The organism is Stenotrophomonas sp. WHRI 8082 (assembly GCF_040223995.2).
Taxonomy (GTDB): Bacteria; Pseudomonadota; Gammaproteobacteria; order Xanthomonadales; family Xanthomonadaceae; genus Stenotrophomonas.
On record NZ_CP167826.1, the window covers coordinates 1,191,596 to 1,207,531 of the forward strand.

Below are 15,936 nucleotides of genomic sequence, written 5' to 3' on the forward strand. Positions count from 1 at the left end.
GGCAGCAGCGCCTGCGCGATCAGCTGTCTTCCAGTTCCATGTTGATGGCCAGCGAACGGATTTCCTTCACCAGCACGTTGAAGGATTCCGGCATGCCGGCCACCATCTCGTGCTCGCCATCGACGATGTTCTTGTACATCTGGTTGCGGCCCTGCACGTCATCGGACTTCACCGTCAGCATTTCCTGCAGGGTGTAGGCCGCGCCGTAGGCTTCCAGCGCCCAGACTTCCATCTCACCGAAGCGCTGCCCGCCGAACTGCGCCTTGCCGCCCAGCGGCTGCTGGGTGACGAGCGAGTACGGACCGGTCGAACGGGCATGCATCTTGTCGTCGACCAGGTGGTTCAGCTTCAGGTAGTGCATGTAGCCGACGGTGGTCTGGCGATCGAACGCCTCGCCGGTACGGCCGTCATACAGCTGGGTCTGGCCGCTGGTCGGCAGGTCTGCCAGTTCCAGCATGCGCTTGATCTCCGCCTCGGTGGCACCGTCGAAGACCGGCGTTGCCATCGGCACGCCGTCGGTCAGGTTGCCGGCCAGGCGCAGCAGTTCCGCATCGCTGAACTGGGTCAGGTCGACGTGGGTGGCCACGTTGGTGCTGTCGTGGTTGTACACCTCGTCCAGGAAGATCCGCAGCTGCGACACCGCGGCCTGGGCTTCCAGCATGCCCTGGATCTTGCGACCCAGGCCCTTGGCGGCCCAGCCCAGATGCACTTCCAGGATCTGCCCGATGTTCATGCGCGACGGCACGCCCAGCGGGTTCAGCACGATGTCCACGGTTTCGCCCGACGACATGTACGGCATGTCCTCGACCGGCACCACGTTGGAGACCACACCCTTGTTGCCGTGGCGGCCTGCCATCTTGTCGCCCGGCTGGATGCGGCGCTTCACGGCCATGAAGACCTTGACCATCTTCAGCACGCCCGGAGCGAGGTCATCGCCCGCGGTGATCTTGCCGCGCTTGTCGGCGAAGCGACGCTCGAATTCCTTCTCGTGCGCCTGGATCTGCTTCTGCGCGCGCTCGATGGATTCCGAAGCGTCTTCGTCCTTCATCCGCAGCACGAACCAGTCAGCCTTCTTCAGGCCGTCCAGGTAGGCGTCGGTGATGACGTCACCCTTCTTCAGGTTGGCGCCACCGTTGACCACCTTGCCGACGATCTGCGAACGCAGACGGGCGTAGATGGCACCTTCCAGGATGCGGTACTGGTCGTCGAAGTCCTTCTTGACGCGCTTGATTTCGGATTCTTCGATCTGGCGCGCACGCTTGTCCTTCTCGATGCCGTCGCGGGTGAAGACCTGCACGTCGATGACGGTGCCGTCCATGCCCGGCGGCACGCGCAGCGAGCTGTCCTTCACGTCCGACGCCTTCTCGCCGAAGATCGCGCGGAGCAGCTTCTCTTCCGGGGTCAGCTGGCTTTCGCCCTTCGGCGTCACCTTGCCGACCAGGATGTCACCGGCGCGCACTTCCGCACCGATGTACACCACGCCGGATTCGTCCAGGCGGTTCAGCGCCTGCTCGGACACGTTCGGGATGTCGGCGGAGATTTCCTCCGGCCCCAGCTTCGTGTCACGGGCAACGCAGGTCAGCTCTTCGATGTGGATCGTGGTGTAACGATCTTCTTCCACCACGCGCTCGGAGAGCAGGATGGAGTCTTCGAAGTTGTAGCCGTTCCACGGCATGAACGCGATCAGCATGTTCTGGCCCAGGGCCAGCTCGCCGATGTCGGTGGACGGACCGTCGGCCAGCACGTCGCCACGCGCCACCACGTCACCCACGTTCACCAGCGGACGCTGGTTGATGCAGGTGTTCTGGTTGGAGCGGGTGTACTTGACCAGGTTGTAGATGTCCACGCCGGCGTCGGTTGCACCGATGATCTCTTCTTCGACGATCTTGACCACGATGCGCGCGGCGTCGACCTGCACCACTTCACCACCACGACGGGCGTTGACGGTGACGCCGGAGTCGCGGGCCACGGCGCGTTCGATACCGGTACCCACCAGCGGCTTCTGCGCACGCAGGGTCGGCACGGCCTGGCGCTGCATGTTGGCGCCCATCAGTGCACGGTTTGCGTCATCGTGCTCCAGGAACGGAACCAGCGCGGCAGCGACCGACACGGTCTGCATCGGCGAGACGTCCATGAAGTGGACTTCCGCCGGCGGCTTCAGCAGCGATTCGCCCTGGAAGCGGCACGGTACGAACTGCTCGGTCAGCACGCTGTCGGCATTGGTCAGCGCGTTGGCCTGGGCAATGACGTACTCGTTTTCTTCGATGGCCGACAGGAACTCGACTTCGTCGAAGACCTTGCCGTCGACGACCTTGCGGTACGGGGTTTCAAGGAAACCGTACTCATTGGTGCGGGCATACACGGCCAGCGAGTTGATCAGGCCGATGTTCGGGCCTTCCGGCGTTTCGATGGTGCAGACGCGGCCGTAATGGGTCGGATGCACGTCGCGCACTTCGAAGCCGGCGCGTTCGCGGGTCAGGCCGCCCGGGCCCAGGGCCGAGACGCGACGCTTGTGCGTGACTTCCGACAGCGGGTTGTTCTGATCCATGAACTGCGACAGCTGCGAGGAGCCGAAGAATTCCTTGATCGCGGCAGCGACCGGCTTGGCGTTGATCAGCTCCTGCGGGGTCAGGCCTTCGGACTCGGCCATCGACAGGCGCTCCTTGACCGCGCGCTCGACGCGGACCAGGCCCACGCGGAACACGTTCTCGGCCATTTCGCCGACCGAACGCACACGACGGTTGCCCAGGTGGTCGATGTCATCGACGACGCCACGGCCGTTGCGGATCTCGGTCAGGACCTTGATCACGTCCAGGATGTCGGACGACTCGCCATGCGCGGCGACCAGGCGCTTGGACTCTTCGTCATTACGCTCGCCGTAGTACTTGCGGTCGTAGAGCACGGCTTCGCCGGTGGTTTCCTTGCGGCCCACGCGACGGTTGAACTTCATCCGGCCGACCGTGGACAGGTCGTAGCGCTCGAAGGTGAAGAACAGGTTGTGGAACAGGTTCTGTGCGGCGTCCTTGGTCGGCGGCTCGCCCGGACGCATCATGCGGTAGATCTCGACCAGGGCTTCCAGCTGGGTCTTGGTCGGATCGATGCGCAGCGTGTTGGACAGGTACGGGCCACGATCCAGATCGTTCACCCACAGGGTGCCCACGGCGTCCACGCCGGCCTTGCGGAAGGCCTGCAGCTGGTCGTCGCTGATCTCGTCGTTGGCCTGCGCCAGCAGTTCGCCGGTGGACGAATCGACCACGTCGTGCGACAGGATGCGGCCGACGATGTAATCATCCGGCACGGCCAGGGCGGCGATGCCCGAGGCTTCCAGCTGCTTGACATGGCGCGCGGTGATGCGCTTGCCTGCTTCCACGATGACCTTGTCACCGTCGGCCAGGTCGAAGCCCAGGGTTTCACCACGCAGACGCTCGGGCACCAGCTCCAGCTGGACACCTTCGTCGGGATTGATGTGGAACGTGTTGATCTCGAAGAACTCGGCCAGCATTTCTTCGTTGCTGTAGCCCAGTGCGCGCAGCAGGATCGACACCGGCAGCTTGCGGCGGCGGTCGATACGGGTGAACAGCGCGTCCTTCGGGTCGAACTCGAAGTCCAGCCAGGAACCGCGGTACGGGATGATGCGGGCGCTGTACAGCAGCTTGCCCGAGCTGTGGGTCTTGCCACGGTCGTGGTCGAAGAACACACCCGGCGAACGGTGCAGCTGCGAGACGATGACGCGCTCGGTGCCGTTGACGATGAAGGTACCGTTGTCGGTCATCAGCGGGATTTCACCCAGATAGACCTCCTGCTCCTTCACGTACTTGATGGCCTTGGTCGACGACTCACGGTCGTAGATCACCAGGCGCACGGTCACGCGCAGCGGGGCGCCGTAGCTCATGCCACGCTGGCGGCACTCGCGCTCGTCGAACACCGGATCGCCCAGCTTGTAGCCGACGTATTCCAGCGCCGCGTTGCCGCTGTAGCTGGAGATCGGGAAGACGGACTTCAGGGCGGCGTGCAGGCCGTGGTCCGTGCGCTTGGCCGGATCCACGTTTTCCTGCAGGAACTCGCGATACGAGTCCACCTGGATGGCGAGCAGGAACGGCACTTCGAGAATCGCGCGCGACTTGGCGAAATCCTTGCGGATGCGCTTCTTCTCGGTGAACGAATAGGACGTCATGATGTCTTCCACCTTGTTGTGAGGGGCGTGCGTCCACGACCCAAAAGGAAACTTGAAATTGTCAGTTGGAAGTCGCTGGTATTGCCGGCACCAGCACGCCTTCTCTTGCTACTTCCAACTGCCAACTTGACTGCATCTGTTGACCGCCGCCGCGCTGCGCGCTGGCTGGACGGGCCTTTTGACCGCAGCCCGTGTTGGGCTTTTTTTCGCTTGTCCTGCAGCCGACTGAAGTCGGCTCTACCGCTTGTCTTGCAGCCGACTGAAATCGGCTCTACCGCGCGTGGTGAAACGACCAAAGGCCGGGGGCTTACGCCCCCAGCCTTGGCTGCATCGCCCGAAATCGATGGCGACGCAAGGGATCTGCTTACTTGACTTCGACAGTCGCGCCAGCAGCTTCCAGGTCCTTCTTGATCTTCTCGGCTTCGTCCTTCGACGCGCCATCCTTCACGACGCCGCCGGCTTCGGTCAGGTCCTTCGCTTCCTTCAGGCCCAGGCCGGTGATGGCGCGGACGGCCTTGATCACTTCGACCTTCTTGTCGCCCGGCGACTTCAGGGTCACGGTGAACTCGGTCTGCTCTTCAACAGCAGCAGCCGGGCCAGCAGCGGCAGCTGCAGCAACCGGAGCAGCGGCGGAGACGCCGAACTTCTCTTCGATGGCCTTGACCAGCTCCATCACTTCCATCAGGGACTTCGAGGCGATTGCGTCGACGATCTGTTCGTTGGTAAGGGACATGATTGATACCTTTCAATAATATTCTGGATGTAGGTTCCGTCAGGAACCACGGTAGGTCGAAACTCAGGCGGTCTCGGCGACCGGCTCGTCAGCAGCAGCGGCTTCACCGCCACCCAGCTGATCGGCCAGGGCCTTGTTGGCGCGCGCGAACATCGTGACCGGCTCGGTCAGGACGCGTGCCAGCATTGCCAGCGCCTGGTTGAGGGTCGGCAACGAGGCCAGCACATCAACGTGGCTTGCCGGGAACACTTCGCCGCCGATGGCGACAACCTTGGGCTGCAGCTTATCGTTGCCCTTGGCGAATTCCTTGATCAGGCGACCGGCTGCGCCGGGCTCCTCGAGCGAAAACGCGTACAGCAGCGGACCGACCAGCTTGTCCTGTGCACATGCGAATTCGGTGCCTTCAACGGCGCGCGAAGCCAGGGTGTTCTTGACAACTTTCAAGAAAACGCCGGTTTCACGAGCCTGCTTGCGCATCGCGGTCATCTGGGAGACCGTGGTGCCAGCATATTCGGCTGCGATCAAGGAGTGGGCCTTGGCGGCGATGTCTGCCAGCTCCGCGACTACTTCTTGCTTCTGGGACAGATTGAGAGCCATTGCACTCCTCCGATTGAACTCCGCTTACGGCTCCTGCCGTGTGCGGTCCTGGGCGGCGTCCGTCCTGGACACCGGGAACATCAGGCTGATGTTCCGGGGGGTGGGCCGTTCCAGACCTGGATCCAACCTGGGTTACCCCAGACTTGCATGACCAGAAAAAACTCCAGAAGGGCACCATCTACGCAGGGTGATCCACGAAGGATCGATTAAGCGTTCGTGACTGCTCCGGCGGCGACTCCTTGCCAAATCGAGCTTCCGTGCCCGTCGCCGGCATACCACGACCGCACCTGCGGTCTTTGACGGCTGCCACCGGCGATGGATGCCGGCGGACGCCTTCAAAAGAGACGGACAAGGAACCCGAAGGCGCCCTGCCCGCTTGAATCACTTACTTCAGGGTCAGCGTCGACTGGTCGACCGTGACGCCCGGGCCCATCGTCGAGCTGACCGACACCTTCTGCAGGTACAGGCCCTTCGAGGTGGCCGGCTTGGCCTTGATCAGGTCGAGCAGCAGCGCCTGCAGGTTCGACTTCAGCGCTTCGTCTTCGAAGCTGGCCTTGCCGATGGTGCAGTGGATGATGCCGGCCTTGTCAGTGCGGTAACGCACCTGACCCGACTTTGCGTTCTTGACGGCTTCGCCCGGGTTGGCCGAGACGGTGCCGACCTTCGGGTTCGGCATCAGGCCGCGCGGGCCGAGCACGGTGCCCAGCTTACCCACGACGCGCATGGCGTCCGGGGTCGCGATCACGACGTCATAGTTCAGATCACCGGCCTGCATCTTCTCGGCCAGATCGTCCATACCGACCGCTTCCGCACCTGCGGCCAGGGCTTCGTCAGCCTTGGCACCGGCCGGAGCGAACACCGCGACGCGGACCGACTTGCCGGTACCGGCCGGCAGCACGGTGGAACCGCGCACCTGCTGGTCGGACTTCTTGGCATCCACGCCCAGGCGCACGGCCACGTCGATCGACTCGACGAACTTGGCGGTGGCGGTGGTCTTCAGGATCTTGATTGCTTCTTCGAAGCCGTACGACTTGCCGGCGACGACTGCGGCCTTGGAGGCCTTCTCACGCTTGGTCTGTGCCATCTTATTAACCCTCCACCACGATGCCGATCGAACGCGCAGAACCGGCGATCGTACGCACGGCGGCGTCCAGATCGGCGGCAGTCAGATCCGGTTCCTTCGCCTTGGCGATCTCTTCCAGCTGCTTGCGGGTGACCTTGCCGACCTTCTCGGTGTTCGGGCGCTTGGAGCCCGACGAGATGCCAGCAGCCTTCTTCAGCAGGGTGGTCGCCGGGGTGCTCTTGGTGATGAAGGTGAACGTACGGTCCGAATAGGCCGTGATGATCACCGGAACCGGCAGACCCGGCTCGAGCTTCTGCGTGGCGGCATTGAAGGCCTTGCAGAATTCCATGATGTTCAGACCACGCTGACCCAGCGCAGGACCGACCGGCGGCGAGGGATTGGCCTGACCGGCCTTCACCTGCAGCTTGATGTAACCGACAACTTTCTTTGCCATGACTATGCTCTCCGGGTGCTAGCGCCTTACGACTACAGGCTCCCCATCGGACCGGGAATCTCGCGTCCCGGCATCGCGTTTTTGAATACATGCCGAAGGCCACCTTGCGGCGGCCTTCACTTTTGCCAGGTTCCTGGCAGGAAGCCGGGCACTATACCAGTGCTTTGACGTAACGTCCACACCAGGGATCCTGACCGCCGGGCTTCGCCCGGCGCCGTGGATCAGCCGTTGGCTTTTTCGACCTGGCCGAACTCGAGCTCCACCGGGGTGGCGCGACCGAAAATCAACACCGAGACGCGCAGGCGGCTCTTCTCGTAGTTGACTTCTTCCACCACACCGTTGAAGTCGTTGAACGGCCCGTCGGTGACGCGGACCATCTGGCCCGGCTCGAACAGCACCTTCGGACGCGGCTTCTCGATACCGTCCTGAACGCGGTTCAGGATGGCTTCGGCTTCGGAATCGGCGATCGGCAGCGGGCGATCCGCGGTGCCACCGATGAAGCCCAGCACGCGGGACGTATCCTTCACCAGATGCCAGCTTTCGCTATCGATGCGCGGGATGCCGCCTTCTTCGTGGGTCTCGATCTGCACCAGCACGTAGCCGGGGAAGAACTTGCGCTCGGAACGACGCTTCTGGCCTGCGCGCATTTCGACCACTTCTTCGGTCGGAACCAGCACATCACCAAACAGCTCTTCCTTGGCGTCACGGACGATGCGATCGCGCAGGGCCTGCGCAACCGACTTCTCGAAGCCTGAATAGGCGTGAACAACGTACCAGCGCTTCATGGGTTACTCCTTACCGGCCCAGGAACCACTGGGTCAGTTTCTGAATGACGAAGTCGAATCCACCCAGCAGCAGGCTGAGGATGATCACAACCACGATAACGACCCAGGTCATCCGGATGGCTTCCTGGCGCGTCGGCCAGACCACCTTGCGCAGCTCGAAGCGTGACTCGGACAGGAAGTCGCGGGTATCGCGACCCTTTCCGGTCAGCATGAAAACGGCAATACCGCCCGCCAGGCCGACAATCACGGCAAGCGCGCGGATCTGGCCAGCCCACGCACCCAGCTGGGCGGCGCGACCGGAGTCTGCAGAGAACCAGAACCAGACGAACAGTCCTGCCAGCACCAGCAACGATGCGGCGACGTACTTGACGAGGTCTCCACCAGAGGTGGACGTATCCTTGGAGTGTTCGATCTTGCTGTTCATCCGGCTCGGGCTGCTTTAGCGGCGGACCGCTGGTTAGGAAGGCAGATGGCACGCCAGGAGGGACTCGAACCCCCAACCTGCGGTTTTGGAGACCGCTGCTCTGCCAATTGAGCTACTGGCGTACGTAGGTAAACTTTGCCTTGCCTTAGACGGCGAAGGCGGACCGAGGTTCCCGGCCCGCCAATCGCGCGACCGGCAGTCTTGCACAAACTGCCGGAACTGCGGGATTACTTGACGATCTTCGACACCACGCCGGCGCCGACGGTACGGCCGCCTTCGCGGATCGCGAAACGCAGGCCTTCGTCCATTGCCACCGGGTTGATCAGGGTGACAACCATCTTCACGTTGTCGCCCGGCATCACCATCTCGACACCTTCCGGCAGCTTGGCAGCACCGGTGATGTCAGTGGTACGGAAGTAGAACTGCGGGCGGTAGCCGTTGAAGAACGGGGTATGACGGCCACCCTCATCCTTCGACAGCACGTACACTTCGCCTTCGAACTCGGTGTGCGGCTTGATCGAACCCGGCTTGCAGAGGACCTGGCCACGCTCGACGTCGTCACGCTTGGTGCCGCGCAGCAGCAGACCGGCGTTGTCGCCTGCCTGACCCTGGTCGAGCAGCTTGCGGAACATTTCCACGCCGGTCACGGTGGTCTTGACGGTGTCGCGGATACCGACGATTTCGATTTCTTCGCCGACCTTGATCACGCCACGCTCGATACGACCGGTCACCACGGTGCCGCGGCCCGAGATCGAGAACACGTCTTCCACCGGCATCAGGAACGGCTTGTCGACAGCGCGCTCCGGCATCGGGATCCAGCTGTCCAGCGCCTCGACCAGCTTGATGACAGCCGGCACACCGATGTCGCTCTGATCGCCTTCCAGCGCCAGACGCGCCGAACCGGCGATGATCGGGGTGTCGTCGCCCGGGAAGTCGTACTTGCTCAGCAGCTCGCGCACTTCCATTTCCACCAGCTCAAGCAGCTCGGCGTCATCGACCATGTCTGCCTTGTTCAGGAAGACGACGATGTACGGCACGCCGACCTGACGCGACAGCAGGATGTGCTCACGGGTCTGCGGCATCGGGCCGTCAGCAGCGGAACAGACCAGGATCGCGCCGTCCATCTGCGCTGCACCGGTGATCATGTTCTTGACGTAGTCAGCATGGCCCGGGCAATCGACGTGGGCGTAGTGACGGTTCGGGGATTCATATTCGACGTGTGCAGTCGAAATCGTGATGCCACGTGCCTTTTCTTCCGGCGCGGCGTCGATCGAGGAATAATCCTTGAACTCGCCACCGAAGCGCTCGGCACCGATCTTGGTCAGTGCGGCGGTCAGCGTGGTCTTGCCGTGGTCGACGTGACCGATGGTGCCGACGTTGACGTGCGGCTTGGTGCGCTCGAACTTACCCTTGGCCATGGCTGCTTATCTCGAATTCGTCTTGGGGTGATGCTTAAGATGGTGCTCACGAAAGGAATCGAACCTTCGACCTCTTCCTTACCAAGGAAGTGCTCTACCGACTGAGCTACGTGAGCGAGTTTTGCATTATGGCATGAACCGAAATATCTTCAAAGTTCTAAACATTCAATGGAGCGGGAGACGGGAATCGAACCCGCACAATCAGCTTGGAAGGCTGAAGTTCTACCATTGAACTACTCCCGCACCGGGAATTGCCACAACGTGAAACTACGTGAAACTGGTGGAGGGAGGTGGATTCGAACCACCGAAGGCGTAAGCCAGCAGATTTACAGTCTGCCCCCGTTGGCCGCTTGGGTATCCCTCCTTACCACCCCATGCCGTGGCGCCGAAGCGTTGCGGTGTGTGGTGGTGAGCCCGCAATTCTGCTGATCCGCCGCAGGTCTGTCAACACGTTTTTTCTTTTTTTTCACATGCTGTCGCAAACCCGTTGATACGCAAGGTTATCGGCCGGGGACCTCGAGTGGCTCGTCGGCGAAGATCGCAACATGCGGCACACCGTCGGCGCCTATCCAGCCCCGATACATGCCCTGGGTGTTGAAGGGCAGCCCGATCTGCCCGTCTGCGGTCAGGACGATGGCGCCCCCGTCACCGCCCATGGCAGGGATCATTTCATTGATGACCTCGCGCCCGGCCTGGGCGGCCGGGGTGCCAGACAGACGCACGCGTGCGCAGATTTCATGCGCTGCCGCGGTGCGCAGGTAGAACTCACCCCAGCCGGTGCTGGATACCGCACAGCGCGCATCGGCCCAGGTGCCAGCACCGATGACCGGCGAATCGCCCACGCGCCCGTAGCGCTTGTTGGTCATACCGCCCGTCGACGTGCCTGCCGCCAGCCTGCCCTGCGCATCCAGCGCGAGCGCGCCGACCGTGCCGAAATGCCGGGCGGTCTCCAGATCGGCATGCGCCGTGCCCGCTCGCTCTTCCTGCAAGGCCCGCTGCAGCTGCTGCCAGCGCTTGTCCGTGCGGAAGTACGACGGATCGACCAGCGTGACACCCTGCTCGGCAGCAAAGGCTTCAGCGCCCTGACCTACCATCATCACGTGCGCAGAGTGCTCCATCACCGCCTGCGCCAGCAGGATCGGATTGCGCACCCGCTGCACGCCGGCTACGGCACCGGCACGCTGGGTCGCGCCGTCCATCAACGATGCATCCAGCTCGTTGCGGCCGTCATGGGTAAAGACCGCGCCACGCCCCGCATTGAAGGTGGGGTCGTCCTCGAGCACGGTGATGGCGCGGGTGACCGCGGCCAGTGCCGGGCGTCCGGCAGCGAGCTCGGCATGCCCCGCGCGCAAGGCGGCCGTCAGCGCCTGGCGGGCGGCACGCTCTTCTGCTGCGGACAGATCCTTGCGCTGCACCCCGGCCCCGCCGTGGATCACCAGCAACGAGTCGCCCATCACAGCCGGCGCAACCCCCGGTTCGCCGGGCGTGGCGGCGGCCGCAACGGCAGCAAGGCTCAGCGACAACAGCACAGCGGCACAGCACAGGCGCAACGTCATCCAGGCATCTCCCACAGGTCGGTAAACGACCACGCTGCGCGCGTGCGGCTCGCTTGGCAAGCGCCGCGCTTTTCAGCCGGAGTCGATGGAGCCCACCGGAACGCTGCCCTAGCGTCGGGCGCTGCGGCCGATCACGCGCCGCCGCACCCCACCCCTGCGCCACCCCGCAAGCGAGACCCCATGAATCTTCCCACCCCGGCGCGTGCGCGCCGCCCTCTCTGCCCTACCCTGCTCAACCTGGCGATGGCCGCCGCGCTGCCCGCCGCTGCGGCGGACTACAGCGGCCCGATCACCGTGGATGGCGGACAGGCACGGCACTTCGAAGACGACCGTATCGTGCAGGACCGCGCCGGTACGGCGTTGAGCGTGCGCGGTACGGGCAGCGAGGTCAGCGTGGTCGATTCCACCATCGCGCTGGGCGACGCCGCGACCACCGCGCAAGCCGTGCAGGCCAGCGCCGGCGGCCGCGCCAGCCTGGGCCGCAGCATCCTGGAACTCTCCCCCGGCAGCACCGCCGCTGCGCTGCTGGCCACCGGTACCGGCAGCCGGATCGACGGCAGTGACCTGCAGCTGCACGGTGGCGGACGCCTGGAAGCGCACGACAACGCCGTGCTGACGCTGGTCGACAGCCGGTTCGACGCCAGCGACAGCAATCCGCGCATCGGCGGGCTACGTGCGACGACGGGTGCCCAGGTGCTGCTGCGGAACGTGGACTACCTCAACGGCTTTCTGGACGTAGCCAGCGGCGCGCAGGTCGAGGCCGACAACGTCACCCTTACCGGCACCATCGGCAGCGCGCGCCTGCTGGGAAATGCGGCGACCGGCGACTACGCGACGTTGCACATGGTGGGTGGCCTGTACGACTCCAGCGGAGATATCGGCTTCAACATCAACAGTGGCGGCCGCCTGCTGGCCGAAGGCACCCGCATCCGCAGCGCCCCGGGCACGGGCAGCGCGGCCATCTGGCTCTCCAGCGACAGTTCCGACCTGCAGTTGCGTGGCAGCCAGCTCGACGTCTTCGGCGAGGGCCGGTACGCCGTGGAGCTGTTCGGCGGCAACGCGCTGCTGATTGACGACGTGATCAACGTCCACGGTGATCGCGGCCAGGGACTGCGCGCGACCGGCTCCACCGGCAGCACCCGTACGCGCCTGCAGGCCAGCGGCAGCCGCATCGAGCTGCTGGGCAACGACGCCACCGGGGTGTTCGTTGGCGGCGGCGCCACGCGCGCATCCCTGCAGGACGTGCGCATCGACAGCGATGGGCTGCGGGTTTCCGGCGTGGTGCAGGTGAACACCGCCACCCTGGACCTGGCGAAAGGCCTGCACATCGACCTGCGTGGCGCGCAGTCCATCGGCTGGCGCTCGTACCTGACGGCCGACGGCGACTACTGGAATCGCGCCCTGCTGCAGGACGGCATGTTGCGCACACCGGCCGGCACCGCCTTCTGGCTGCAGGGCGGAAATCACGAGCTGCAACTGCACGGCATGCAGGTGAATGAAGCGGCCCCGGCGGGCGCGCTGCTGCATGTCGGCGACACCGTGTTCAACGATGGCTCACGCATCGCGGCAGGCACGGTGCAGGTCGCGGCCCTCGACAGCGTCCTGAGCGGTGATATCACCGTGGAAAGCCCCACGGCCGCCGTGGATATCAGCCTGGCCGGTGCAAGCCTGTGGCGCGGCGCCTTGCGCGAGGTCGATGGACTGCATGCGCGCTCGATGCACGTAGCGGCGGGCAGCCACTGGACCGTCACGGGAGACTCGGCCGTGGAGACGCTGGACCATGCGGGCACGATCGCCTTCATCGCGCCCGCCGCGCAGCCGTTTGCGCAGCTGACCGTGCATGGCGACTACGCGGGGCACGGCGGACTGCTCGTGCTCAACACGCGGCTGGAAGGTGACGATGCCCCCAGCAATCTTCTGCACATCGAAGGCGACAGCAGCGGCAGTACCCGCCTGCAGGTGGAGAATGCCGGCGGCGGCGGCGCGGCGACGGTTGAGGGCCTGCGCGTGGTGCAGGTGGACGGCACATCGGGCGCAGCCTTCGCACTGGAAGGACGCGCGGTGGCTGGTGCGTACGAGTACTTCCTGCACCAGGGCAGCGCCGCCGCACCGGGCGACGGCGACTGGTACCTGCGCTCGCAGCTGCCGTCGGACCCGGTGAATCCCTGCGAGCAGGATCCTGCTGCGCCGGGATGTACGCCGGTGACGCCACCGATCACGCCGCCGGTGATCGACCCGCCCGTGACACCGATCACGCCGCCGGTGATTCCGCCGACGGTCTCCCCGCTCGTACAGCGGCCGGAGGTGGGCGCCTGGTTGGCCAACCAGGCGGCGGCGCTGCATCTGTTCGACATGACCCTGCACCAGCGCAGCGGCGACCCCTCGCTACCCGCAGCGCAGGACGGCATCACGGCGTGGTTGCGCATGCCCAGCGAAAACGCGCGCATGGACGTCACCGATCAGTTGCAGGGTCGACGCCAGCAGCACGTGGTGCAGGCAGGTGCGGACCTGCTGCGCTGGGGCCACGGCAGCCACGGCGTGGCCGGGGTGATGGCCGGCAGCGGGCGTGTCGATCAGCAGGTGATGTCCACGCGCACCAGCTACAGCGCGGACGGACGGATCGATGGCCGAAGCGTGGGCGTGTATGCCAGCTGGCTGCAGGAAGCGCGCTACATCGACAGCTGGCTGCAACACGCTGACTTCCGCGGCAGTGTGCAGGGCGAGGCACTGGCACGCGAGCATTACCGCGCCCGCAGTACCAGCGCGTCAGTGGAAGTGGGCCAAAGCCTGGCGGTGTTCCAGTCCGGCGCGCACGCGCTTTATCTGCAGCCGCAGGTGCAGGTGACGTGGAACAGCTGGGCCATGACCGGCGGCATGCACATCGAGCAGAACGGCACCCGGGTCAGTGTCGCCGACGCCGGCGGCCTGCAGACGCGGGTCGGCCTGCGCCTGCATGGCCGTCCGCTGCCTGATGCCAGCGCAGGGGTGCAGCCGTTCCTCACCGTCGACTGGATCACGCGTCACGGCGCAGGCAACGCAATGCGCTTCGACGATGCGAGGGTGTCCGGCGGCAATCCACGCACGGTGTACCAGGTGCGTGCCGGCGTGCAGGCGCAGCTGAGCGAACGGGTAGCCGCATGGGGCGAACTCGACGTCGCGCGCGGCGCATCGAACTTCCGCCAGTACGGGGCACTGATCGGCATCCGGTATGGATTCTGACAGCCCGCATGTTCTCCACACCCACGCGGGAAACCCGTGGGGGTTAGATGTGGACAAGTAGGTGTGAGCGCGGCGTGGCAAGCGTTTCCAGCACTGGCTGTTTTTTCGCCACTGATGATGGGCTGCACGCTGCGGTTTTCCACATGCCGCGTGGAAAGCGATGGGGGTTACGTGTGGACAACTCACCGTAAGCCTGTCACCGCAGGCATCTCCGGGCATGGTGATTTTTTGTCCAGATACAGCAACGCCCCGCAGGACGGGGCGTTGCAGGTTCGATGCGGTGACGACCCTCGGTCGTCAACGCTCGCGATCAGACGTTGAAGCGGAAATGCAGGATGTCGCCTTCCTGCACACGGTATTCCTTGCCTTCCAGACGCAGACGACCGGCTTCCTTCGAACCCGCTTCACCCTTGTACTTGATGAAGTCGTCATAGGCGATGGTTTCAGCGCGGATGAAGCCCTTCTCGAAGTCGGTATGGATCACGGCGGCCGCCTGCGGCGCGGTCGCGCCCTTGCGTACGGTCCAGGCACGCACTTCCTTGACGCCTGCGGTGAAGTAGGTCTGCAGGCCGAGCAGCTGGTAGGCCGCGTTGATCACGCGATTCAGGCCCGGCTCGCTCAGGCCCAGGTCGGCCAGGAAGGTATCGCGATCGTCATCGTCGAGCTGCGACAGTTCTTCTTCGATGGCCGCCGACACCGGCACCACCTTCGCACCCTCTTCGGCCGCGCGCGCGCGCACGGCATCCAGGTGCGGGTTGTTCTCGAACCCGTCTTCAAGCACGTTCGCGATGTACATCACCGGCTTGAGGGTCAGCAGGAACAGATCGCGCACCAGCGCCTTCTCTTCCTCGTCCAGGCCCGCCGCACGGCCGGCCTTGCCGTCGGCCAGCGCCGCCTGCAGCTTGGCCAGCACCGGCTTGCGTGCCGCCGCTTCCTTGTCGCCGCCCTTGGCCGAACGCTCGGCCCGGTTCAGCGCCTTTTCAACGCTGTCCAGATCGGCGAGAGCCAGCTCGGTATCGATGGTGTCGATATCCGAAAGCGGATCCACCTTGTTGTTGACGTGGATCACGTCAGCGTTTTCGAAGCAGCGCACCACGTGGGTGATCGCATCCACTTCGCGGATATGCGCCAGGAACTTGTTGCCCAGGCCTTCGCCACTGGCCGCACCGGCAACCAGGCCGGCGATGTCGACAAACTCGACCGCGGTCGGGATGACCTTCTGCGGGTTGATGATGGCCGCCAGTTCGTTCAAGCGCGGATCCGGCACCGGCACGATGCCCACGTTCGGCTCGATCGTGCAGAACGGGAAATTGGCCGCGGCGATACCTGCCTTGGTGAGCGCATTGAACAGCGTCGACTTGCCCACATTGGGCAGGCCGACGATTCCGCATTTGATACCCATGTTCGACAACCTTTGGGGTGAAAGTGATTGGCGAAAGAGCGCACGCGCTGTTTGGCTAATCATTCTCTTCGTACGGCCGCCGAGCATGGCTCGGCGCTACCAACATCTGCC

11 protein-coding genes and 4 tRNA genes are annotated in these 15,936 nt (G+C 64.4%); 1 reads left to right on the forward strand and 14 read right to left on the reverse strand.

Annotation, left to right across the window (positions count from 1 at the left end):
- Positions 1-19: 19 nt before the first annotated feature.
- From rpoB to ABRP17_RS05380, 13 genes are all read right to left on the reverse strand, one after another.
- Positions 20-4,174, reverse strand: a complete 4,155-nt coding sequence (rpoB, locus tag ABRP17_RS05320; RefSeq protein WP_188324959.1) for a DNA-directed RNA polymerase subunit beta — start codon at positions 4,172-4,174, stop codon at positions 20-22.
- A gap of 364 nt (positions 4,175-4,538) precedes the next feature.
- On the reverse strand, positions 4,539-4,907 hold the full coding sequence (gene rplL, locus ABRP17_RS05325; RefSeq protein WP_188324960.1) for a 50S ribosomal protein L7/L12: 369 nt from the start codon (positions 4,905-4,907) through the stop codon (positions 4,539-4,541).
- Positions 4,908-4,970: 63 nt separating this feature from the next.
- Positions 4,971-5,504 carry a 50S ribosomal protein L10 gene (gene rplJ, locus ABRP17_RS05330; RefSeq protein WP_349985763.1) on the reverse strand — a complete coding sequence of 178 codons (534 nt, stop codon included), beginning with the start codon at positions 5,502-5,504 and terminating at the stop codon, positions 4,971-4,973.
- 385 nt (positions 5,505-5,889) lie between these two features.
- Positions 5,890-6,588 (reverse strand): 50S ribosomal protein L1, encoded by a 699-nt coding sequence (gene rplA, locus ABRP17_RS05335; protein WP_188324962.1) that lies wholly within the window; start codon positions 6,586-6,588, stop codon positions 5,890-5,892.
- Positions 6,589-6,592: 4 nt separating this feature from the next.
- Positions 6,593-7,021, reverse strand: a complete 429-nt coding sequence (gene rplK, locus ABRP17_RS05340; RefSeq protein WP_042615322.1) for a 50S ribosomal protein L11 — start codon at positions 7,019-7,021, stop codon at positions 6,593-6,595.
- Positions 7,022-7,242: 221 nt separating this feature from the next.
- Positions 7,243-7,806, reverse strand: a complete 564-nt coding sequence (gene nusG / locus ABRP17_RS05345) for a transcription termination/antitermination protein NusG (protein ID WP_188324963.1) — start codon at positions 7,804-7,806, stop codon at positions 7,243-7,245.
- Positions 7,807-7,816: 10 nt separating this feature from the next.
- On the reverse strand, positions 7,817-8,230 hold the full coding sequence (gene secE / locus ABRP17_RS05350) for a preprotein translocase subunit SecE (protein WP_188324964.1): 414 nt from the start codon (positions 8,228-8,230) through the stop codon (positions 7,817-7,819).
- Between the two features lie 46 nt (positions 8,231-8,276).
- A tRNA-Trp gene (locus ABRP17_RS05355) sits at positions 8,277-8,352 on the reverse strand.
- Positions 8,353-8,457: 105 nt separating this feature from the next.
- On the reverse strand, positions 8,458-9,648 hold the full coding sequence (gene tuf, locus ABRP17_RS05360; RefSeq protein WP_188324965.1) for an elongation factor Tu: 1,191 nt from the start codon (positions 9,646-9,648) through the stop codon (positions 8,458-8,460).
- 40 nt (positions 9,649-9,688) lie between these two features.
- Positions 9,689-9,764, reverse strand: a tRNA-Thr gene (locus ABRP17_RS05365).
- Positions 9,765-9,817: 53 nt separating this feature from the next.
- Positions 9,818-9,891: transfer RNA gene (locus ABRP17_RS05370), tRNA-Gly, on the reverse strand.
- 35 nt (positions 9,892-9,926) lie between these two features.
- Positions 9,927-10,012, reverse strand: a tRNA-Tyr gene (locus ABRP17_RS05375).
- A 136-nt stretch (positions 10,013-10,148) separates the two neighbouring features.
- The gene (locus ABRP17_RS05380; RefSeq protein ID WP_349985762.1) at positions 10,149-11,204 is read right to left on the reverse strand and encodes an isoaspartyl peptidase/L-asparaginase; all 1,056 of its coding nucleotides are present in this window, start codon (positions 11,202-11,204) and stop codon (positions 10,149-10,151) included.
- A 180-nt stretch (positions 11,205-11,384) separates the two neighbouring features.
- Between ABRP17_RS05380 and ABRP17_RS05385 the strand changes: the two genes are divergently transcribed.
- Positions 11,385-14,423, forward strand: coding sequence for an autotransporter outer membrane beta-barrel domain-containing protein (locus ABRP17_RS05385; protein WP_349985761.1), 3,039 nt, complete (start codon positions 11,385-11,387; stop codon positions 14,421-14,423).
- A gap of 310 nt (positions 14,424-14,733) precedes the next feature.
- On the opposite strand, the gene ychF is transcribed toward ABRP17_RS05385, so the two are convergent.
- Complete coding sequence (ychF, locus tag ABRP17_RS05390; RefSeq protein WP_192080873.1) at positions 14,734-15,825, reverse strand: redox-regulated ATPase YchF; 1,092 nt, start codon at positions 15,823-15,825, stop codon at positions 14,734-14,736.
- Positions 15,826-15,936 lie beyond the last annotated feature (111 nt).